We start from the raw sequence: 20,292 nt of genomic DNA on the forward strand, positions 1-20,292 counted from the left end.
CCGACGGAGGTGCAGACCGATCGTTCCAGGCTTCGAGAAGTTCGAGAACAGAGGTATCGGGCACCCGGTAAGGATAGCCTACCCTGCCGGAGTCACCGCATCGGTCTCCCACGCACGCCAGAGCTGGGCGTATCGCCCGTCCGCATCTCTCAACAACTCTGCGTGCGAACCGAACTGGATGATCTGCCCGTGCTCCATGACCGCGATCGCATCGGCCACCGCAGCCTGCGTGAGACGGTGTGCGACAACGAGTGTGGTCCGGCCCTCGGTGGCCGCGAGAGCAGCGTCCTCGAGGTCCCGGGCACTCGCACTCCCTGCCTCCGCGGTGGCCTCGTCGAGCACCACGACACGGGGGTCGCCGAGGACGAGACGGGCCAGCGCGATGTGCTGCGCCTGCGCCGCGGTCAGCGTCAGACCGCCCTCGCCGACCCGGGTGTCGATGCCCTCGGGCAGTGCGGTGACCCAGTCGAGTGCGCCGACCGCGCCGACCGCGGCCAGCACCTCGTCGCGCGTGGCGTCGGGCGCGACCAGTCGGAGGTCCTCGATCAGCGGCCCGGCGAAGACGTGCACCTCCTGGGTGATCGTCGCGACGTGCGACCGTAGTCGGGTGGGGTCGATGTCACCCACCCGGACACCGCCAATGGTCACCGAACCGGAGTCGGCGTCGCGCATGCCCGCGATGATCGCCGCGAGCGTGGTCTTGCCCGCACCGGTCGATCCGACCAGTGCGGTCCGGGTGCCCGCCGGGATCGTCAACGAGACGCCCTGGAGCACCGGGTGATCCGGGTGGTAGGCGAACCGGACGTCGCGGACCTCGACCGTCGCGTCGCGGGGTTCGGCGTCGCCTCGGCCGGACGTGGCGCCGGTGTCCGGCAGGGCGATGTCGACGACGCCGACCAACCGCGAGAGGCTCGCGCCGGCGGCCTGGACCTCGTCGAAGTTGAACATCAGCATGCCGATGGGGTTGAACAGCCGATGGAACAGCAATGCCGCCGCGGTCACCGCACCGACGGTCACTCCCCCGCCCGGGCTGTCGGCGCCGTCGCGGACCAGCAGGAAGCCGACGACGAGAATGGCGGCGAGACCGATGAACTCGGCGCGGTTGATCCGCCCCACGAAACGCGTGAACTGGGTGAACACCGCGATGGACAGGTCACGCGCCCGGGCCGAGGCGACGCTGATCCCGTCGCGGTGATGGGCGTGCCGCTCGTAGGCGTCGATCGTCTTGATGCCCTGCAGCGATTCCACCATCACCTGTGCGCGTGCCGCGATGGCCATCCGCTCGTCGCGGTACAGCGGTGCCGATCGCGGCAGGTACCACCGCAGCGCGAGTATGTACGCCGGGATGGCAAGAGCCCCGGCCAGTCCCAGCCGCCAGTCGATACCCGCCATCCCGACCAGGCTGAGCACACCGAGGAAAAACGCGTTGATCATCGTCGGCACGACCTGCGACACCGCCTTGCCGACCGCGCCGACGTCAGCACCGACGCGCGAGAGCAGGTCACCGCGGCCGGATTCGTCGATGGTGTCGGCGGGCAGATCCAACGCACGCGCGAGGACCGACTCGCGGAGGTCGGCCAGGGTCTGTTCGCCGAGTTTGGTGACCAGGTAGGTCGACACCCCGGTGCCGAGTCCGCCGAGCAACGCCGCGACCCCGATGACGACGGCGAGCGGCCACAGGTCGGACACGTCGGCGCCGTCGCGCACGCGGTCGACCAACGATCCGAGCAGGTAGATCGGGACGACCGAGGCACCGGCCGCGGCGACACCGACGAGCAACGTCGCGACGAGGGTCCGGGGGCGACGGGCGAGATCGGTGCGCAGCCACCGCAGGGTTCGCCGCGACTGCGCGACCGGCAGGATCGGCGCCACGTCGGGAATGGTCATCGGGACACCAGCTCTCGGTAGTCGTCGCGTCCGCGGGCCAGCTCGGAGTGCGATCCGACGGCGGCGATCGCGCCGTCGACGAGCAGCAGGACGCGATCGGCGGTGGCGAGCAGGGCGGGGCTGCTGGTGATGACCACGGTCGTCTTCCCGGCGCCGCTGCGCACGGCACGGATCCCGTCGGCGATGGCGGCCTCGGTGACCGCGTCGACGGCCGTGGTCGGGTCGTGCAGGACGAGGACGTCGGGGGCGGCGATGAGTGCGCGGGCCAGCGCGAGGCGTTGGCGCTGACCGCCGGACAGGCTCGCGCCCCGCTCGGTCACCGGGTGATCGAGCCCGGCCGGGTACAGCGCGACCACCTCGTCGGCGGCCGACGCCGCCAGCGACGCCGCGACATCTCCCGGTCGGGCGCTCACCGAGGTGCCCCAGTCGATGTTCGATCCCAGCGTGCCGGTGAACAGGTGGGAGTCGTGGTGCTCGACGACGATCGCGTCTCGGCGGGTGCCCACCGCGATGTCCTCGATACGACGACCGTCGACGGTGACCGAGCCCGCGGGCGCGGTCGGATCGCCGGCCAGCAGTTCGACGAGCGCGACCGCGTCGCGTGCCGACGGCGCCAGCACGGCCACGTACTCCCCCGGCGCGATGTCGAGGACGACGTCGGTGAGTCCGCCGTGGGCGCGAGCGTCGATGCGCACCGCACCACGGGTGTCGGTCGGCGTGGGATCGGAGCCGGTGGTGGCCGTCTCCTTCTGACCACGCAGCGTGGGTGCGGCCAACACCTGGGCGACGCGGTTGGCGCTGGCCCGGGCCTCGGCAACCCAGCTCGGCACGATGGCCAGCAGCGCGAACGGGTCGATGAGGAACTGGGCGAGACCGATGACGGTGATCAGGGCACCGATACCCATGTCGCCGGTGAGCGCGAAGTACACCGCGGCGACCGCGACGCCCATGGCGGCCAATGCGCCGGCCGCGGCGGAGGCGCCCGCGTGCACGCTCTGGATCCGCGCGGCCCGCAACGCCGCGGCCAGCGAGGTGCGGCTCGACCGTCGGTACCGGTCGGACGCGGCACCGGTGGCCCCGATCCCCTGCAGTGGTCGGAGTCCGCTGACGAGGTCGGTGGCCAGCCCCGAGGTGCGGCCGACCGTGTCCTGCTGCGCCTCGACGCGGCGCGCGATCAGGGGCGCGGTGACCTGCAGACCCAACACCACGACGGGGATGCCGACGAGCACCATCGCGCCGAGCACCAGGTCGATCGTCAGCAGCACGACACCGCACGCGACGGTCCCGACCACCGCGCTCACGACGCGAGGGATGTAGTCGATGACGTACGAGGTGTTGTCGGCGTCGGTGGTGGAGATCGACAGCAACTCACCCGACGACCAGGCGTCGTCCCGACCGGCCGCGACGGCCAGCCCGCCGGGTTCGAGCGCGCGGCCGCTGAGTTCGTCACGCAGCAGATGCGATTCGCGTGCGATCCCGAACATCAGCTGCCGGGCGCCGAGACGGTAGAGGACGGTGAGCACGACGAAGACCGCGGCGAGCACGGCGGTCCAGACCGCGATCGAGACGACCGAACCCGACGACACGGCGCGGTCGACGATCACGCCGATGAGGACGGGGATCGCGACCTCGCACAGCTGATATCCGGCGATGAGCACCGAACCGCCGACGAGCCACCGGGCGTTGCGGGTGATGGTCCGACGCAGGACCCATCCCCCGGTCACGCCTGCATCTGCTCCCGGAGGGAGCGCGGACGCATGTCGGTCCAGTTCTTCTCGATGTGGTCGAGGCAGCTCGCACGGTCGGTCCCGGTGTCGCCGAACGCCACGGTCCAGCCGCCGGGCACGTCGGAGAACGACGGCCACAGCGAATACTGGTCCTCGGCGTTCACCAGCACCACGAAGGTGCCGTCGGCGTCGTCAAAAGGATTGCTGGACAATCCACTTCCTCTCGTCGAAGGTCGGCATCGGGCGCGAAGACGCGTGGCGTCCGCGGTACGGACGCATTTGATACCTGAACTGAGCGATGGTATCAAAGGCTAGGCTAACCAAATCGGGGGCCAGGCAAGGGGTGACTGTGCGCGTCGTGATGCTGGGCTATCAGACCTGGGGACACAAGACCCTGGAGGCGTTGGTCAAGTCACGTCATCAGGTCGAGCTCGTGGTGACCCACCCGCCGAGTGAGCACTCCTACGAATCGATCTGGGCCGACTCGGTGGAGGACCTCGCCCGCAGCGAGGGGATCGACGTCCACCTCGCCAAGCGACCCACCGATGGGCTGATCGCCGCAGTCCGCGACATCGCGCCCGACGTGATGGTGGCCAACAACTGGCGGACCTGGCTCCCCCCGGAACTGTTCACCATCCCCGAGCACGGCACGCTGAACCTGCACGACTCCCTGCTGCCCGAGTTCACCGGGTTCTCGCCGGTCATCTGGGCGCTCATCAGCGGTGCGTCGCAGACCGGTCTGACCGCCCACATGATGGACGACGATCTCGACACCGGCGGCATCATCACCCAGCGTTCCGTGCCGATCACCGACACCTCGACCGGCACCGGTCTGGTCCAGGCGACCATCGACCTCATCCCCGAGGTGCTCATCGAGGCGCTCGACGCCATCGAGTTCGGGACCGCCGAGCTGACACCGCAGGATCTGAGCCGACGCACCTTCTTCCACAAGCGCGCCGACATCGACAGCCTGGTCGACTGGACCAAGCCCGCCGGCGAGATCGAGCGGTTCGTGCGGGCGCTGCAGGACCCGTATCCCAACGCCTACACGTACTTTCACGGTGAGCGGCTCCGCATCACCGGCGCGCACCTCTCGCGCAGCATCTACGGCGGGACGCCCGGCCGGGTGTTCATCGCCGAGGACGACGGCATGGTCATCGTCGCGGGCAGCGAGGCGTACCGCGGTGGCTCGCACGGTCTCGTCATCGACCGCCTGCGCACCGACGACGGCGTCGAGCACGCCGCGCTCGACTACTTCACCCGCGGCGGCGGATATCTGACGAACACACCCCGCTGAGACACCGCCGGCGCGCACACCGAGGCCGGTTGTCGGTGGTCACTTGTACGGTTCGCTCCATCACGTTCGTCCGCGTCGCCCCGGCGACTCGTTCTCTGGAGTGCACATGACCGATCCACAGCTTTCCCTCGTCGCCGCCCTGCTCGACCGTTCCGGCTCCATGCAGTCCATCGCCGACGACACCCGCGGCGGTTTCGACGCGTTCATCGCGAAGGAGCGTGCGGCCGAGGGCGAGACGGTCGTGACGCTCGCGCAGTTCGACGACCGGTACGAACTCGTCTACTCGGCCACACCCATCGCGGAGGTGCCGCCGCTGGTCCTCGAGCCGCGTGCGATGACGGCGCTGTACGACGCGATCGCGAAGCTCATCACCGACGTCGGCACCGACCTGGCCGCGAAACCGGAGCACGAGCGTCCGGGTTCGGTGACCATCCTGGTGATGACCGACGGTCACGAGAACTCCAGCCGGGAGTGGTCGAACACCGCTGTGCGCGAACTGATCACGCAGCAGGAGACGCGCTACGACTGGGACTTCGTGTTCCTCGGTTCGAACATCGACGCCGTCGAGGTGGGGGCCGATCTCGGGTTCAAACGGGAGAAGTCCATGACCTACGAGTCGTCACCGATGGGCGTGTCCGCGGCGTTCGAGTCGGTGTCGGGATACCAGGGTCGCAAGCGGTCGAAGCGGCTCGCCGGCGAGCCGCCCGCGGACGGGTTCACCCCGCTCGAACGGGAGCGCTCGAGCGGGCGGTGACCCGGTCGGTCGGGTCCGCTCCGGGGCATCAGACTGAGCGTGCGGTCCAGGCGTCCCACAGCTGCGCATAGCGGCCGCCGGCGGCGGCGAGATCGTCGTGCGTCCCGATCTCGACGACGCGGCCGTGCTCGAGCACCACGATCCGGTCCGCGGCGGCCGCCTGCGTGAGCCGATGTGCAACAACGAGAGTGGTGCGGCCGCGGGTGGCGGCCGCCGCGGCCTGCTCCAGGCCGCGCGCACCCAGGCTGCCCGCCTCCGCCGTCGCCTCGTCCAGGACGGCGACCGCGGGGTCAGCCAGGACCAGCCGGGCCAGGGCGAGCTGCTGCGCCGCCGCCGCGGTCAGTTCCCGACCGAGTTCGCCGACGACGGTGTCCATTCCGTCGGGCAGGGCGTCGACCCACTCGAGGGCACCGACCACGTCGAGGGCGGCGCGGACCTCGTCCCGACCGGCCGACGGCTGGGCCAGTCGTACGTCGTCGACGAGCGGTCCCGCGAAGACGTGCACCTCCTGGCTCACGATGGTGACCTGGCGTCGGAGCTGATCGACGGTGAGATCGGCGACCGACACGCCACCGATCCGCGCCGATCCGTGCGTCGGCGCGTACTGACCGGCCGCGATCGCCGCGAGCGTCGTCTTGCCTGCGCCGGTCGATCCGACCAGGGCCACCCGCTCGCCGGGCGCGATCCGGATGCTCACCCCGTGCAGCACCGGGTGCCCGGGGGTGTACCCGAACTCGATGTCGGTCAGCTCCAGCGACGTGTCTGTCGGTTCGGCGAGCACCGTGGTCGGCCTTGTGGCCTCGTCGGGGATGTCGACCACGCCGACCAGACGCGCCAGGCTCGCGCCGGCGGACTGCACCTCGTCGAAGCTGTGCAGGATGGTGGCGATCGGGAAGAAGAGTCGATGGAACAGCAGGGCGGCCGCGGTGGCCGCGCCGACGCTGACCAGATCGGCGCGGACCAGGAAGAAGCCGGTGATGAGAACGGCGGACAACCCGACGAACTCGGCACGGTTGGTGCGCCCCACGAATCGGGTGAACAGCGTGACGATCCCGATGGAGATGTCACGCGCCCGGACGGCGGCGGCGTCGATCTCACCGAGATGCCGGTCCTCGAGTCCGTAGGCGTGCACGGTCCGTGCGCCGACCATGGCCTCCATCAGCTTCTGCGAGCGGGTGGCGACCGCCCTGCGCTGCAGCGCGTATCGCGGCGCCGACCGGGTGAGGTACCACCGGAGACTGACGATGTAGAGCGGCGCGGCGAGCAGTCCGGCGAGCCCGAGTCGCCAGTCCAGGCCGGTCATGGCCGCGATGCCGAGCACCGCCATCAGCATCGACGTGATCATCGTCGGTAGGACGTCGGTCACCGCGCGGCCGATGGTGTTGACGTCGTCGCCGATGCGCGACAACAGGTCTCCCTTGCCCGCGCGCTCGACCGTCGTGGTCGGCAGCGTCAACGACCGCTCGACCACGCGTTCGCGCAGACGCGCCAGCAACGTCTCGCCCAGCTTGCTGACCAGGTACGTCGACACCCCGGTGGTCACGCCGCCGACGACGGCGGCAACGACGATGACCACCGCGATGACGGTGATCGACGAGACCGGATCGCGGTCGCGGACGCGGTCGATCAGTTCGGCGAAGACGTAGGTCGGCAGCACCGACGCACCGGCCGCGACGATCCCGACCAGCAGCATGGCGGTGGTCGCACCGACGTTGCGGCGCAGCTCGGCTCGCAGCCAACGCCAGGAGTCCCGCGCGGTCGCGATCGGCAGGAGGGTGTCGGGGGCGTCGGCGAGATCGTCGGTCGCCGCCGTCGAGCGACCGGCCATCAGCGCAGCACCGCCCGGCGGTAGTCGTCGTCGGTCTCGCTCAGTTCGGCGTGCGAGCCCGCGGCGACCACCCCGTCGCTGCCCAGCACCACGACCCGGTCGACGCCGGCCAGCAGGGTGGGGCTGCTGGTGACCAGGACGGTGGTGAACCCGGTCTCGCCGCGGTGTCGCATCGCGGTGATCCCGTCGGCCACGGTCTTCTCGGTGACCGAGTCGATGGCGGTGGTCGGGTCGTGCAGCACCAGGACCGACGGCTCGACGAGCAGCGCCCGCGCCAGTGCGACCCGTTGGCGTTGTCCGCCGGACAGGCTCGATCCGCGCTCGGTGACCGGGGCGTCGAGGCCGGCGTCGTGCATCGTCACCACGTCGGTGGCCGCCGAGGAGCGCAGGGCGTCGGTGATGAGTTCGGGGTCAGGATCCGGTGCACCCGCGGTGATGTTGGACCCGAGGGTGCCGGTGAAGATGTCGGTGATGTGCGGTTCGACGACCATGGCCTCGCGCGCCTGTCGGTGTTCGATCTCATGGAGGTGGTTCGCCCCGAGCCGCACGGTCCCGCGGTACTCCTCCGGCGGGACCCGACCGGACAGGACCGCGACGAGCGCCTCGGCGTCGGCCGATTTCGGTGCGACCACCCCGAGCAACTCACCGGGCTCGACGGTCAGGTCGACGCCGTCGAGGGAGCCGTAGCCCAGCCCCGTCACCTGTAGTCCGTAGGGCGGCTCACCCGGGTCGCGGTCGCCGTCGGGCAGCAGCGACGGCGCCGCGAACACCAACGACAGCCGGTTGGCCGACGCCCGCGCCTCGGCCACCCAGCTCGGGACGACCGTCAGCTGGGTGAGCGGCTCGATGAGGAACTGCGCCAGTCCGATGACGGTGACGAACTGTCCGATGCTGATGTGACCGTCGAGCGCGAGCCAGCCGGACGCGATCGCGATGCCCGCGGACAGCAGGTTGCTGATGGTCGCCGAGACGCCTGCGAACCCGCGCTGGGTCCGCGCCGCGCGCAGCGTCGCCTGCAGCGAGGTCTGACTGATGTCCCGGTAGCGTTGCGCAGCAGCCTGTTGCGCGCCGATCCCGCGCAGTGGACGCAACCCGGCGACGAGATCGGTGGCCACCGCGGTGGCCCGACCCACCGTCTCCTGCTGGTCCTGCACGCGCCGGGTGATCAGCGGTGCGCTCAGGTGCAGGACGGCGAGCACGACGGGCGTGCCCACCAGGACGCCCAGCCCGAGCGGCACGTTGATGATCATCAGAGCGACGGCACACGCCAGGGTGGCGGTGACGGCCTCGACGATCCGCGGGATGTAGTCGAGCATGTAGGAGGTGTTGTCGGCGTCGCTGCTCGAGATGGTCAGCAGCTCACCCGACCGCAGGTCGGTGCGAACGCCCCTCGGCGACAGGATCTTCGCGGCGACCTCGACCCGCAGGGTGCAGCCCTCCCCCGCCTCGGCCCAGGTGAGGATTCGCGCGCCGAACCGCCAGGTGAGCGTCAGCGCCATGAACAGGCCGAACAACACCGCGATCCACACGACGAGTGCACCGAGGTCGCCGGTGCTGACCGCCTGGTCGATGACGACCCCGATGACGACGGGCACGAGCACCTGCGTGATCTGGTGCAGGCCGTACAGCAGGGAGCCGGTGGTCAGCCATCGTCGGTTGCGCGCCATCCCGAGCAGCAGGATGCGCGAGCCGGTCAGCACGGTGGGCGGACGGGTCTGCGCAGCACCGCTCACATCCGCGGCGCTCATGCCTCGCGCACGTCGGGGACGGACGAGAGGTCCCGCCGGGCGCGGGCGGTCCGCGAGGCGCGCGGGATCACCAGCGGGGTGTCGGTCTCCGGGTCGTCGATGATCTGGCACCGCAGCCCGTAGACGTCCTCCACGAGCTCGGCGGTGATGACATCGGCCGGATTACCTTGCGCGACGATCGATCCCGCTTTCATGGCGATGATGTGGTCGGCGAAGCGGCACGCGTGGTTGAGGTCGTGCAGCACGGCGACGATGGTGCGGTCCTGCTCGGCGTTGAGCTCGGCGAACAGGTCGAGCAGTTCGATCTGATGGGCGATGTCGAGGAACGTCGTCGGCTCGTCGAGCAGGATCAGCGGCGTCTGCTGCGCCAGCACCATGGCCACCCAGACGCGTTGGCGCTGGCCGCCGGACAGCTCGTCGACCGGACGGCCCGCGATGGACGTGACGCCGGTGGCCTCCATGGCCTGCGCCACCGCGCGCTGGTCGTCGCGGGAGTACTGCCGCATGACCTTCTGGTGCGGGAAGCGTCCACGGGCGACGAGGTCGGCGACGGTGATGCCCTCGGGCGCGATCGACGACTGCGGGAGCAGTCCGAGCCGACGCGCGACCTCCTTGGTCTTGAGGGAGGTGATGTCGGCGCCGTCGAGGATGACGTGTCCGGCGGTCGGCTTGAGCAGGCGGGCGAGCCCGCGCAGCAGCGTCGACTTGCCGCAGGCGTTGGGGCCGACGATCGCGGTGATCGCGCCGGCGGGGATGTCGACGCTCAGCGAGTCGACGATGGCGGTTCCGCCGTAACCGAGCGTGAGATCGCGTGCGCCCAACGAGTTCTGTGTCATCGACTTCTCCTGTGTCATCGACCTCTCCTGGCTTGTACGACCAGCAGCCAGATGAGGTAGAGGCCGCCCACCGACACCGTCACCGCTCCCACCGGGAGCTGCGCGGGCGCGACGATCTTCTGTGCGATCAGGTCGCTGAACAACAGCAGGAACGCCCCCATCACGGCTGAGGAGACCATGCCGACCCCGGGTGCGCCGGTCAGTCGTCGGGCCAGCTGCGGTGCGGCCAGCGCGACGAAGGCGATCGGGCCGGCGGCCGCGGTCGCGACGGCCACCAGGATCACCCCGACGACGAAGTACGCGATGCGGGCCCGTTCGGGTCGGACGCCAAGGGCGCCCGCCGCGTCGTCGCCCATCTGCAGGATCGGCAGCTGCGGGCCGATGGCGACGAGCGCGACCAGAGCGATCGCGACGCACACCAGGACCGGGTACAGCTGCCCCCACTCGAGCCCGTTGAGCGACCCCTGCTGCCAGATCGACGCCGTGATCGCCTGCTGCAGTTTGATCTTGATGATGATCCACTGGTTCACCGAGCTCAGCACGGCGCCGACCGCGATGCCCACCACGATGAGACGGAACCCCGCGACGCCGTTCTTGTAGGCCAGCGAGTAGACGACGGCCGCGGTGATCAGTCCTCCGATCATCGCCCCGGCCGCGGTCGTGTAGTAGCTGCCGCCGAGCATGCCGATGGCCACCAGGGCGCCGGTGTAGGCGCCGATCTCGAACCCGATGACGTCGGGACTGCCCAGGGGGTTGCGGGTGAGCGCCTGGAAGATCGCACCCGAGATGCCCAGGGCCGCACCGATGACCAGCGCGAGCAGGATTCGCGGCATCCGGTAGTCCAGGACGACGACCTCGTCGAAGCTGTGGTTCTGACCGGTCAACACCTCGACCACGCCCGCGGGCGAGACCGGGTACTCACCGACACCGAGGGCGAAGACCGCCAGCACCAGTGCGCCGACGCCGAGGACGGACAGGACGGTGATGGTGCGCCACGACGCCCGCATCGACACCCGCGGTCCGCGACGGAGCACGAATTGGCGCGAGCCGAAATCGACGGGAGGCGGGCTTTTCTCGGGCGCGGTCACAGGCCTGTCGCATTCGAGCGGCGGATGAGCCAGATCAGCACGGGCGCACCGACGAACGCGGTGACGATGCCGACCGGGAGTTCGCCCGGGGGGATGATGACGCGACCGACGATGTCGGCGGCGAGCATGAGCGAGGGCGCCGCGAAGACGCAGTAGGCGCAGATCCAGCGCCAATCCGGGCCGGTGAACCACCGGACGGCGTGCGGCACCATCAGGCCGACGAACCCGATCGGCCCGGCCGCGGCGGTGGCCGAGCCCGCGAGCAGTGTCACGGCCACGAGTCCGAGGACACGGGTGCGTCTGACGTTGCCGCCCATCGCGGCGGCGAGGTCGTCGCCCAGCGCGACGGCGTTGAGGGACCGGCTGACGAAGATCGACAGCACCACCCCGACGACGACGAACGGCAGGATCACCCAGACCACCGACATCGGGCGGCCGTCGAAGGCACCGGCGTCCCAGAACCGCAGTTGGTCGAAGGCGCGGGGGTTGCGCAGCCGGATCGTGTACCCCACGCCGTCCATCACGGCGCCGATGGCGACGCCGGCGAGCAGCACCCGCACCGGGGTGGCCTCGGCGCGGCCGGTCATGCCGACGAGGAAGACGAACACCATCGACACCAGGGCGCCGAGGAAGGCGAACCAGATGTAGGACATCACCGAGGTCAGTCCACCGAACGCGATCGCCGACACCACGAACAGGCTCGCGCCGGAGTTGATGCCGAGGATCTGGGTGTCGGCGAGCGGGTTACGGGTGACGCCCTGGATGAGCGCTCCGCACAGTCCGAGGGCGAGGCCCACGACGATGCCCAGGACGGTGCGGGGGATCCGCAGATCGTGCACGATCCACTCGTTGCCGGTGTCGGTGTAGTTCGTCAGGGCTCGCCACACCGTGCCGAGACCGACGGACTCGGTGCCAATGGCGAGACTGAGCACGCACATCACGACCAGGACCGTGGCAGCCACGAACAAGCCCGCCCATCGGCGTCGCCCGAGGTCGGCCGGTGCGCCGCCCGCGGGTGCGGGGGCAGCGAGGTCGGACGGACCCAGGGTCGACACCACGCTCGTCGCCTAGAGACCCGCGCGCTCGAGCGCGAGGTCGAATTCCTCCGAGGCGACCTTGTCGCCCTTGCCGTCGGCGAGTGCGCGCTCATAGACCGCGACCAGCTCGTCGCTCATCGACTCGAACTTGCGGTCCCAGGTCTCGGAGTCGAAGCGCCAGTAGCCGATGATGTCGAACTGCGCGGGGGTGAACCCGTACTGCGAGCGGAGGTTCTTGCGGATCTGCCGCGACGGCAACGCCTCACCGGCGAACCAGCAGTAGCCGCGGCCCTCGGGATGGACGACATCGCCGACCAGGGCGGTGAGCGCACTCTGCGCGTATCCGTTGCCGGTGCCCACCGACGTCACCAGCTCGACGCCCTCGCGGCGGGGGAGATAGGCCAGATCGGAGTCGTCCCCCACCTCGACTATGGCCGTCGCACGGGTTCCCGCGGGCAGTTCGTCGAGGATCCGGGCGAGGGCGGGCAGACCCGAGAGGTCGGCGACCAGCAGTTGCCAGTCGGTGTCGGCCGGGGGCCGGTACCAACTCCGTGCGTGCGCCAGCACGACCTGATCGCCGCGCTCGACCGACCGCACCCAGTCGCTGGCCACCCCGCGTTCGTGCACGACGAAGTCGACGGTGATCTGTCGGGGGCCGGGTCCGCGCAGTCGCACGGTGTAGTTCCGGCCGGGCGGGGCGGTGTCGACATCGAAGTAGGCCCACACGCCGTCACGCTGCTCCATCGCGGGCGGGCAGTTGCGCCCGTCGGACGGGAAGTAGATCCCGACCGCGTCGTCGCCGGCATCGGGCAGACCCAGATCCGCGAGATCCGGCACGTCGAACACGACGCGACGCAGGCGTGGGGTCAGGTCGGTGATGGCCACGACGGCTCCGAACACGGTTCCCATGAACGTAGGCTAGCCTAAGTATCTCGGCGACCGGTCGGCGGGCGAACCCGGGCATTAAAAAGCTTCGACCGAGCTGCCGGGTCGGGGGTCTGGCAGCTCAGCCGAAGCTGTCTTGGATATCGAGTGACGCCCGTCAGGCGTTACACATTTCTCTGAAATTGTTTCGCCGGTGCCGTGACCTGCGCAAACCCCTCGGAAGTCACTCCGCGCAGGTCACGGTCACCGACGGGTGATCAGGCCTCGACGATGGCGGTGACGCCCTGGCCGCCGGCGGCGCAGATCGAGATCAATGCGCGGCCGCCACCGTTGGCGTGCAGCTGCTTGGCCGTCTGGGCGACGATGCGTCCGCCGGTCGCGGCGAAGGGGTGCCCGGCCGCGAGGGACGAGCCGTTGACGTTGAGCTTGGCGCGGTCGATCGACCCCAGGGCCGCGTCGAGGCCGAGACGTCCCTTGCAGTACTCGTCGGACTCGAAGGCCGCGAGCGTGCAGAGCACGACCGATGCGAACGCCTCGTGGATCTCGTAGTAGTCGAAGTCCTGCAGCGTGAGGCCGTTGCGCTCGAGCAGACGCGGGATCGCGTAGGTGGGCGCCATCAGCAGGCCGTCGGGCCCGTTGATGTAGTCGACCGCGGCGGTCTCGACGTCGACCAGGTGCGCGAGCACCGGGAGGTTCTTCTCCGCGGCCCACTCGTCGCTGGACAGCAGCACGGCCGACGCACCGTCGGTGAGCGGGGTCGAGTTGCCCGCGGTCATGGTCGCGTCGCCGAGTCCGACGCCGAAGACCGGCTTGAGCTTGGCCAGCTTCTCCACCGAGCTGTCCGGACGCAGGTTCTCGTCGCGGGTCAGGCCCAGGAACGGCGTGATCAGGTCGTCGAAGAAGCCCGCGTCGTACGCCTTGGCCATGTTCTGGTGGCTGGCCGCGGCGAGCGCGTCCTGATCGGCGCGCTTGATGCCGAACTCCTTGGCCGTGATGGCGGCGTGGTCGCCCATCGACATGCCGGTGCGCGGCTCGCCGTTCTTGGGGATCTCGATGCCGATCTTGGGCAGCAGTGCGGCGATCGCCTTGAGGCGGTCGCCGGTGCTGCGGGCCCGGTTGACCTCCAGCAGCGCCTTGCGCAGCGGCTCGGAGACGCCGATGGGCGCGTCGGAGGTGGTGTCGACGCCACCGCCGATGCCGGCGTCGTACTTGCCGGTGGCGATGCCGTCGGCGACGAGCGAGATGGCCGAGAGACCGGTGCCGCAGGCGTGCTGGACGTCGATGCCCGGGGTGTACGGCGACAGCGCCGAGCCGAGGACGGACTCGCGGATCAGGTTGAAGTCGCGCGAGTGCTTGAGGACGGCACCGCCTGCGACCATGCCCAGACGCTCACCCTGCAGACCGAAACGGCTCACGAGGCCGTTGAGGGTGGCGGTGAACATGTCCTGGTTGCTGGCCTTGGCGTAGGCCTTGTCCTGGCGGGCAAACGGGATTCGGTTGCCGCCGACGATCGCGACCGGCCGAACCGTCTTCGCCTTGGCGGCGCCGGACTTGGCTCGAGTGCTCTTGGATGTTCCTGCTGTTGCCACTGCTGATCTCCCCGGGTGTCGGATGGAAGCTATAGCGTATTCTTACTCGCGAGTAAGTTACTTGTCGAACCCCGCCGGGTGCCAATGCGCAACCGCCGGGTGGGGTGGGGAAAACCAAACCAACAAGGAGTCATGACGTGGCAAACACCGGCCTGTACTCGCAATTCGTTCATTCTCTTCCGGGCGCGTTCATCGCCAAGCAGGCGGGTCTGCCCGTGCCGCCGCCGCTGCGTCGGTACAAGCCGTCGGACCCGGCGCTGACCGGTCCGGTCCTGCTCGGCGGGTCCGGCCGGCTGATCGAGCCCCTGCGCGAGCTGCTCGACACCCCCGACTATGAGGTGATTCACAACAACGTCACCGGCAAGTCGGCCGACAAGTTCGGCGCCGTGGTCCTCGACGCCACCGGCATCACCTCCCCGGCCGACCTCAAGGAGCTCTACGAGTTCTTCACACCGACGCTGCGGTCGGTCACCCCGTCCGCACGCTTCCTGGTGCTGGGAACCACGCCCGAGCTGATCACCGACCCGAACGAGCGCATCGCGCAGCGCGCACTCGAGGGCTTCACCCGCTCGCTGGGCAAGGAGCTGCTCAAGGGCGCCACCGTGCAGCTCGTCTACGTCGCCCCCGACGCCCCGACCGGTCTGTCCGGCCTGGAGTCGACCGTCCGCTTCGTCCTCTCGGCCAAGTCGACCTTCGTCGACGCGCAGGTCATCCGCATCGGGACCGGTGAGGCCACCCCGCCCGCGAACTGGGACAAGCCCCTCGAAGGCCGCGTCGCCGTCGTCACCGGTGCCGCACGCGGTATCGGCGCGACCATCGCCGAGGTCCTGGCCCGCGACGGTGCCCACGTCATCGTCGCCGACATCCCCGCCGCCGGTGAGGCGCTGTCGAAGACCGCGAACAAGGTCAAGGGGACCGCGTTCCCGGTCGACGTCACCGCCGCCGATGCGGGCGCGACCCTGGCCGAGCTGGCCAAGGAGCGCTTCGGTGGCATCGACATCATCGTCAACAACGCGGGCATCACGCGCGACAAGCTGCTCGCCAACATGGACGCCTCCCGCTGGGACTCGGTCATCGCCGTGAACCTGCTGGCACCGCAGAAGCTGGTCGACGACCTCATCGCCGCCGACGCGTTGAAGTCCGGTGGCGCGGTCATCGACGTCTCGTCGATCGCCGGCATCGCGGGCAACCGCGGCCAGACCAACTACGGCACCTCGAAGGCCGGCGTCATCGGGCTGGTCGACGCCTACGCGCCGATCCTGGCCGAGAAGGGCATCACCATCAACGCGGTGGCCCCGGGCTTCATCGAGACCGCCATGACCGCCGCGATCCCGCTGGCCACCCGTGAGGCGGGCCGCCTGATGAGCTCGCTGCAGCAGGGCGGTCAGACCGTCGACGTCGCCGAGACCGTGGCGTACTTCGCGAGCCCGGCGTCGTCGGCCGTGACCGGCAACGTGGTCCGCGTGTGCGGCCAGGCCCTGCTGGGTGCCTGAGATGGCAACCGTCGCGCTCACGCGCCTCCCCGCGACCTCGGACGTCTACCGCAGCGCCGTGTTGGGAATGCTCCCCGGCATCGGCAAGAGCGGCCCGGTGCGTCCCGACGCATCGCTGCCCGACACCACCTACACGGTGTCGAACCTGACCACCGACGCCGACCAGGTCCGCGCGTACTGCTCGGCCACCGGTCTGCAGTTCGGTGAGTTCCTGCCGCTGACGTTCCCGTTCGTCGCACAGTTCCCGCTGATGATGCAGACGATGGTCGCCAAGGCTTTTCCGTTCGGCGCGGTCGGTTCGGTGCATCTGGAGAACCGCATCCACCGGCTGCGCCCGATCTCGATCGGTGAGCCGCTGTCCATCGCCACGCACGCGGAGAAGTTGCGCGAGCACCGCAAGGGCATCCTCGTCGACGTGGTCAGCCGCATCAGCGTGGGTACCGAGTTGGTGACCGAGCAGGTCTCGACGCTGCTCAGCCAGCAGCGCACGAGCCTGTCCGACGGCGAGCGTTCCGCGCCGCCGAAGGATCATCGTCCGCCGGCACCGGATGTCTCCCTCGCGGTCGACCTGGGGCGCATCCGCGCCTACGCCGGGGCCAGCGGTGACAGGAACCCGATCCACATGGCGAACCTGACCGCGAAGGCGTTCGGTTTCCCCCGTGCCATCGCGCACGGGATGTGGACCGCAGCAGCAATTCTGGGCAGCATCGAGGCGCACCTGCCCGACGATGTCGTCTACGAGGCGAAGTTCGGCAAGCCGATCCTGTTGCCCGCCAAGGTCAACGGATACGTCGACGCGGTCGGTGACGGCTATGACGTGTCGGTTCTCAACCGCAGCAAGGGCTACCCGCACCTGACCGGCACCCTGCGCGGCGCCTGACCGCGCTCGATCGACATGAACTCCCCGTCGTGATCTATGTCACGGCGGGGAGTTCGTGCATCTAGGTTGTTCGTTACGACTACACAATCAATGAGCTCGAAGACGTCGGGCCGATCACGAAGGAGTGAGTTCCATGGCTGCAGATTTCATCGACAAGGCACAGAACAAGGCGCAGGAAGTCGCCGGCGAGGCCAAGAAGGCGGTCGGTGACGCCACCGACAACGACGACCTCAAGGCCGAGGGCACCGCCGACAAGGCCGGCGCCAAGACCAAGCAGGCCGGCGCCAAGGTTTCCGACGCCGCCGAGGATGCCAAGGACGCCGCCGCCGACGTCGCCGACGAGGCGAAGGACAAGGCCGAAGATGTCGCGTCTGACGTGAAGGCTCAGGCCAAGGATGTCAAAGCCAAGGCCGAAGACGCCGCGCAGGACGCCAAGGAGCAGGCGAAGGACGTCGCCCAGGACGCGAAGGTCAAGGCAGACGAGGTCGCAGACAAGGCCAAGGACGCCGCCGCCGACGCGAAGGCCCAGGCCAAGGACGTCGCGCAGAACGCCGAGAAGAAGGCGAACGAGGTGGCCGACAAGGTCGCGTCGAACATCCGCAGCATCGACAGCAATGACGTCGAGAAGGCCGCGACCAACCCGGCGGTCATCGCGGGCATCGTGGCGGTCATCGCCGGCATCATCGCGGCGATCGTGATCAAGCGCCGCTGACCCCGACGCAATCCGCTCCACTTTCGTTGAAACGCTCCGGTTGCAACCGGAGCGTTTCGATGTAAGTGGAGCGTTTGTGTCTGAGGGAGGCCGGTACAACGGAGGTATGCGAAAAACCACTCTCGGCGATCTCGAAGTAGGACGAATCGGACTCGGCGCCATGGGGATGTCCCACGGTTACGGCGGATCCGGCGACAACGACGCCGGATCGATCCGCACCATCCATCGCGCGATCGATCTCGGTGTCACCCTGATCGACACGGCCGAGGTGTACGGACCGTACATCAACGAGGAACTGGTCGGAGAGGCGCTGAAGGGTCACCGCGACAAGGTGGTCCTTGCGACCAAATTCGGACTGATCAAGCATTCCGAGGGCGACGAGGCCGGCCTGGACAGCAGCCCGGCCAACGTGGCGGCCGCGGTGGAGGGTTCGCTTCGTCGCCTCGGCGTCGACCACATCGACCTGCTCTACCAACACCGCGTCGACCCGACCGTGCCGATCGAGGACACCGTCGGCGCCATGGCGGAACTGGTGACCGCAGGCAAGGTGCGCAACCTCGGGTTGTCCGAGGCCGCGGCAGCCACGATCCGCCGCGCCCACGCCGTTCACCCGATCAGTGCATTGCAGTCGGAGTACTCGTTGTTCACCCGCGACCCCGAGGACGGCGTCCTGGCCGTGTTGGCCGAGCTCGGGATCGGTTTCGTCCCGTATTCGCCGTTGGGCCGAGGGTTCCTGACCGGCCAGATCCGTTCGGCGGACCAGATCGGCGAGAACGACATGCGATCGGACAACCCACGCTTCGTCGGCGAGAACTTCGCCCGCAACCTCGAGCTCGTCGGCGTCGTCGAGGCCGTGGCAGAGGAAGTCGGTGCGACGAGTGGCCAGGTCGCGCTCGCGTGGCTGCTGTCCCGTGGTGAACACATCGTCCCCATCCCGGGTACCAAGCGCATTGCACGCGTCGAGGAGAACGTCGGCGCAGACGCGATCTCGTTGTCTGCCGAACAGCTCGAACGACTCGACTCGCTCCCGCCTGCCGCCGGTGACCACCACAACGAAGCACAGATGCGGATGATCGAGCGCTGAGTTTCGGCACGGTCGGTAGGTTGTTTCGGCACGCTCGGCGGGGTGTGGACAACTCAAACCGATTGTTGGACCTCCGGTTTAGACTGTGATCATGATTGACGGGGGTCGGGCGGAGCAGAAGGATGCGCCGGAGCAGTTCGCGCACGTCGGCGACATCCGACTGTGCCACCAGGTCTTCGGTGCCGAGGGCGACCCGACCGTCGTGCTGATCATGGGTCTCGGGCTCGACATGCTGTGGTGGCGCGACGAGTTCTGCGAGGACCTGGTCGGCCGCGGCTTCCGCGTCATCCGGTTCGACAACCGTGACGTCGGCCGTTCGACACATCTGTCCGGCCCGGCGCCCACCGCGTGGCAGTACCTCCGCCGGTCGGCGCCGGTGACCTACTCACTCGAGGACATGGCCGACGACACCGCGGGGCTCATCCGGGCGGTCGCACCCCGCGGCGCCCACATCGTGGGCGTCTCGCTGGGCTCGTTCATCGCCCAGCAGACCGCGATCCGGCATCCCGACCTGACACGATCGCTCGTCTCGATCATGGGCCGCCCGGGTGATCGTCGAAACGGGAAGTCGTCCAAGCGCTATCTGCTGTCCGGGCTGCGGGCCCCGAAACCCGACCCGGTCGACGAGATGGTCGCTGCGTTCGAGCGGATCGGATCCCGCGACCGGACCGAGGCCGACGAGAACGACGTCCGCACGATCATGCCGCGCTCGCTGGCCCGATCAGGCGGCGACGACACCGGTTCCGGGCGGCAGATCGCGGCGATCTTCGCCGAGGCCGACCGCACCCGCGGCCTCCGGGACCTGCGGATCCCGGCCCTGGTGATCCACGGCGACGCCGACCGGGTCATCGCCCCGTCCGGCGGACGGGCCACCGCGGCCGCGATACCGAGCGCCGAGTTGTTGACGATCCCGGGGATGGGCCACGATCTGGCCCGGCGGCACTGGGACGTCGTGCTCGACGGGATCGAGGCCACGGTCCGCCGCGCGGAGGCGACGACCTCAGCCTGAGGCCAGGCGCTGTTCGTACGTGCGCACCGCGTCGATCAGGATCCCGAACACCCGATGGGCGGTCGCGAGATCGGCCTCGTCGACGTCGGCGAGCGCACCACGGGTCAGTTCGCCGAGCGGACCGAAGAACTCTCGCGCGACCTCCATACCGTGGTCGTCGTAGCGCAGGATCACCCGACGACGATCGCCCGGATCGTGCTCGCGGCGGATGTGCCCCGAGCTGATCATGCGCTCGACGAGGTAGGTCATGGCCGCCGACGACATCCCCAGCGAGCTGCCCAGCCGACCGACCGTCAACGGCGTTCCCTCGACGTCGGCCACCATGATCCGCAGCAAGGCCTGGAAATCGTTGGCCCCGAGCTCGTGCCGGCCCGCGAAGACCCGACCCAACTGCTCGGACGCGGCCGCCAGGGCACGCATGTCCGCCGCCATCGCCGA

At 69.3% G+C, this 20,292-nt stretch carries 18 protein-coding genes; 7 read left to right on the forward strand and 11 right to left on the reverse strand.

Translation table 11 applies throughout. The features are described from left to right. Window positions 1-78: 78 nt before the first annotated feature. Genes IEV93_RS03475 through IEV93_RS03485 form a run of 3 tightly spaced genes read right to left on the reverse strand, consistent with a single transcriptional unit; the run spans window position 79 to window position 3,826 of the window. Window positions 79-1,887, reverse strand: a complete 1,809-nt coding sequence (locus IEV93_RS03475; RefSeq protein WP_188486952.1) for an ABC transporter ATP-binding protein — start codon at window positions 1,885-1,887, stop codon at window positions 79-81. Continuing rightward, window positions 1,884-3,611, reverse strand: a complete 1,728-nt coding sequence (locus tag IEV93_RS03480) for an ATP-binding cassette domain-containing protein (RefSeq protein ID WP_188486954.1) — start codon at window positions 3,609-3,611, stop codon at window positions 1,884-1,886. Before IEV93_RS03480 ends, IEV93_RS03475 begins: the two co-directional genes overlap by 4 nt. After that, window positions 3,608-3,826, reverse strand: a complete 219-nt coding sequence (locus IEV93_RS03485) for an MbtH family protein (protein ID WP_188486956.1) — start codon at window positions 3,824-3,826, stop codon at window positions 3,608-3,610. The genes IEV93_RS03480 and IEV93_RS03485 overlap by 4 nt, the downstream gene beginning before the upstream one ends. Window positions 3,827-3,963: 137 nt before the next feature. Between IEV93_RS03485 and IEV93_RS03490 the strand changes: the two genes are divergently transcribed. Next, window positions 3,964-4,911 carry a methionyl-tRNA formyltransferase gene (locus IEV93_RS03490; protein ID WP_188486957.1) on the forward strand — a complete coding sequence of 316 codons (948 nt, stop codon included), beginning with the start codon at window positions 3,964-3,966 and terminating at the stop codon, window positions 4,909-4,911. A gap of 106 nt (window positions 4,912-5,017) precedes the next feature. Beyond that, window positions 5,018-5,665 (forward strand): vWA domain-containing protein, encoded by a 648-nt coding sequence (locus IEV93_RS03495; protein ID WP_188486958.1) that lies wholly within the window; start codon window positions 5,018-5,020, stop codon window positions 5,663-5,665. 28 nt (window positions 5,666-5,693) lie between these two features. On the opposite strand, the gene IEV93_RS03500 is transcribed toward IEV93_RS03495, so the two are convergent. The 7 genes from IEV93_RS03500 to IEV93_RS03530 all read right to left on the reverse strand — a co-directional run bounded on the left by IEV93_RS03500 (window position 5,694) and on the right by IEV93_RS03530 (window position 14,676). Then, window positions 5,694-7,493 (reverse strand): ABC transporter ATP-binding protein, encoded by a 1,800-nt coding sequence (locus IEV93_RS03500; RefSeq protein ID WP_188486959.1) that lies wholly within the window; start codon window positions 7,491-7,493, stop codon window positions 5,694-5,696. Beyond that, window positions 7,493-9,241, reverse strand: a complete 1,749-nt coding sequence (locus IEV93_RS03505; RefSeq protein WP_188486960.1) for an ABC transporter ATP-binding protein — start codon at window positions 9,239-9,241, stop codon at window positions 7,493-7,495. Before IEV93_RS03505 ends, IEV93_RS03500 begins: the two co-directional genes overlap by 1 nt. Next, on the reverse strand, window positions 9,238-10,095 hold the full coding sequence (locus IEV93_RS03510; RefSeq protein ID WP_188486961.1) for an ABC transporter ATP-binding protein: 858 nt from the start codon (window positions 10,093-10,095) through the stop codon (window positions 9,238-9,240). Before IEV93_RS03510 ends, IEV93_RS03505 begins: the two co-directional genes overlap by 4 nt. Beyond that, window positions 10,092-11,084 carry a FecCD family ABC transporter permease gene (locus IEV93_RS03515; protein ID WP_188490339.1) on the reverse strand — a complete coding sequence of 331 codons (993 nt, stop codon included), beginning with the start codon at window positions 11,082-11,084 and terminating at the stop codon, window positions 10,092-10,094. Before IEV93_RS03515 ends, IEV93_RS03510 begins: the two co-directional genes overlap by 4 nt. 77 nt (window positions 11,085-11,161) lie before the next feature. Then, the gene (locus IEV93_RS03520) at window positions 11,162-12,103 is read right to left on the reverse strand and encodes a FecCD family ABC transporter permease (protein ID WP_188490340.1); all 942 of its coding nucleotides are present in this window, start codon (window positions 12,101-12,103) and stop codon (window positions 11,162-11,164) included. A gap of 129 nt (window positions 12,104-12,232) precedes the next feature. Next, window positions 12,233-13,111: a siderophore-interacting protein gene (locus tag IEV93_RS03525; protein WP_188486962.1), complete on the reverse strand. Its 879-nt coding sequence runs from the start codon at window positions 13,109-13,111 to the stop codon at window positions 12,233-12,235. 233 nt (window positions 13,112-13,344) lie between these two features. Next, window positions 13,345-14,676 carry an acetyl-CoA C-acetyltransferase gene (locus IEV93_RS03530; protein ID WP_188486964.1) on the reverse strand — a complete coding sequence of 444 codons (1,332 nt, stop codon included), beginning with the start codon at window positions 14,674-14,676 and terminating at the stop codon, window positions 13,345-13,347. 137 nt (window positions 14,677-14,813) lie between these two features. Between IEV93_RS03530 and IEV93_RS03535 the strand changes: the two genes are divergently transcribed. The 5 genes from IEV93_RS03535 to IEV93_RS03555 all read left to right on the forward strand — a co-directional run bounded on the left by IEV93_RS03535 (window position 14,814) and on the right by IEV93_RS03555 (window position 19,854). Next, complete coding sequence (locus IEV93_RS03535) at window positions 14,814-16,169, forward strand: 3-oxoacyl-ACP reductase (protein WP_188486966.1); 1,356 nt, start codon at window positions 14,814-14,816, stop codon at window positions 16,167-16,169. Window position 16,170: 1 nt separating this feature from the next. Further along, window positions 16,171-17,049 (forward strand): MaoC family dehydratase, encoded by an 879-nt coding sequence (locus tag IEV93_RS03540; RefSeq protein WP_188486968.1) that lies wholly within the window; start codon window positions 16,171-16,173, stop codon window positions 17,047-17,049. A 133-nt stretch (window positions 17,050-17,182) separates the two neighbouring features. Further along, complete coding sequence (locus IEV93_RS22640) at window positions 17,183-17,761, forward strand: CsbD family protein (RefSeq protein ID WP_188486970.1); 579 nt, start codon at window positions 17,183-17,185, stop codon at window positions 17,759-17,761. 106 nt (window positions 17,762-17,867) lie between these two features. After that, entirely contained in the window at window positions 17,868-18,845 is a 978-nt protein-coding gene (locus IEV93_RS03550) for an aldo/keto reductase (RefSeq protein ID WP_188486972.1), read from the forward strand. 91 nt (window positions 18,846-18,936) lie between these two features. Beyond that, on the forward strand, window positions 18,937-19,854 hold the full coding sequence (locus tag IEV93_RS03555; RefSeq protein WP_188486974.1) for an alpha/beta fold hydrolase: 918 nt from the start codon (window positions 18,937-18,939) through the stop codon (window positions 19,852-19,854). Here IEV93_RS03555 and IEV93_RS03560 read toward each other — a convergent pair. Next, window positions 19,846-20,286: a MarR family winged helix-turn-helix transcriptional regulator gene (locus IEV93_RS03560; RefSeq protein WP_188490341.1), complete on the reverse strand. Its 441-nt coding sequence runs from the start codon at window positions 20,284-20,286 to the stop codon at window positions 19,846-19,848. The genes IEV93_RS03555 and IEV93_RS03560 overlap by 9 nt on opposite strands. Between the last annotated feature and the right edge of the window lie 6 nt (window positions 20,287-20,292).

Source organism: Williamsia phyllosphaerae (assembly GCF_014635305.1).
GTDB classification, from domain to species: domain Bacteria; phylum Actinomycetota; class Actinomycetes; order Mycobacteriales; family Mycobacteriaceae; genus Williamsia_A; species Williamsia_A phyllosphaerae.

Bases quoted from the DNA above. Each gene is read 5' to 3' on its own strand.
- IEV93_RS03475 (WP_188486952.1), bottom strand. From the start codon at position 1,887: ATGACCATTCCCGACGTGGCGCCGATCCTGCCGGTCGCGCAGTCGCGG.
- IEV93_RS03495 (WP_188486958.1), top strand. From the start codon at position 5,018: ATGACCGATCCACAGCTTTCCCTCGTCGCCGCCCTGCTCGACCGTTCC.
- IEV93_RS03500 (WP_188486959.1), bottom strand. From the start codon at position 7,493: ATGGCCGGTCGCTCGACGGCGGCGACCGACGATCTCGCCGACGCCCCC.
- IEV93_RS03505 (WP_188486960.1), bottom strand. From the start codon at position 9,241: ATGAGCGCCGCGGATGTGAGCGGTGCTGCGCAGACCCGTCCGCCCACC.
- IEV93_RS03510 (WP_188486961.1), bottom strand. From the start codon at position 10,095: ATGACACAGGAGAAGTCGATGACACAGAACTCGTTGGGCGCACGCGAT.
- IEV93_RS03515 (WP_188490339.1), bottom strand. From the start codon at position 11,084: ATGCGGGCGTCGTGGCGCACCATCACCGTCCTGTCCGTCCTCGGCGTC.
- IEV93_RS03520 (WP_188490340.1), bottom strand. From the start codon at position 12,103: ATGTGCGTGCTCAGTCTCGCCATTGGCACCGAGTCCGTCGGTCTCGGC.
- IEV93_RS03525 (WP_188486962.1), bottom strand. From the start codon at position 13,111: ATGGGAACCGTGTTCGGAGCCGTCGTGGCCATCACCGACCTGACCCCA.
- IEV93_RS03540 (WP_188486968.1), top strand. From the start codon at position 16,171: ATGGCAACCGTCGCGCTCACGCGCCTCCCCGCGACCTCGGACGTCTAC.
- IEV93_RS22640 (WP_188486970.1), top strand. From the start codon at position 17,183: ATGGCTGCAGATTTCATCGACAAGGCACAGAACAAGGCGCAGGAAGTC.
- IEV93_RS03550 (WP_188486972.1), top strand. From the start codon at position 17,868: ATGCGAAAAACCACTCTCGGCGATCTCGAAGTAGGACGAATCGGACTC.
- IEV93_RS03555 (WP_188486974.1), top strand. From the start codon at position 18,937: ATGATTGACGGGGGTCGGGCGGAGCAGAAGGATGCGCCGGAGCAGTTC.
- IEV93_RS03560 (WP_188490341.1), bottom strand. From the start codon at position 20,286: ATGGCGGCGGACATGCGTGCCCTGGCGGCCGCGTCCGAGCAGTTGGGT.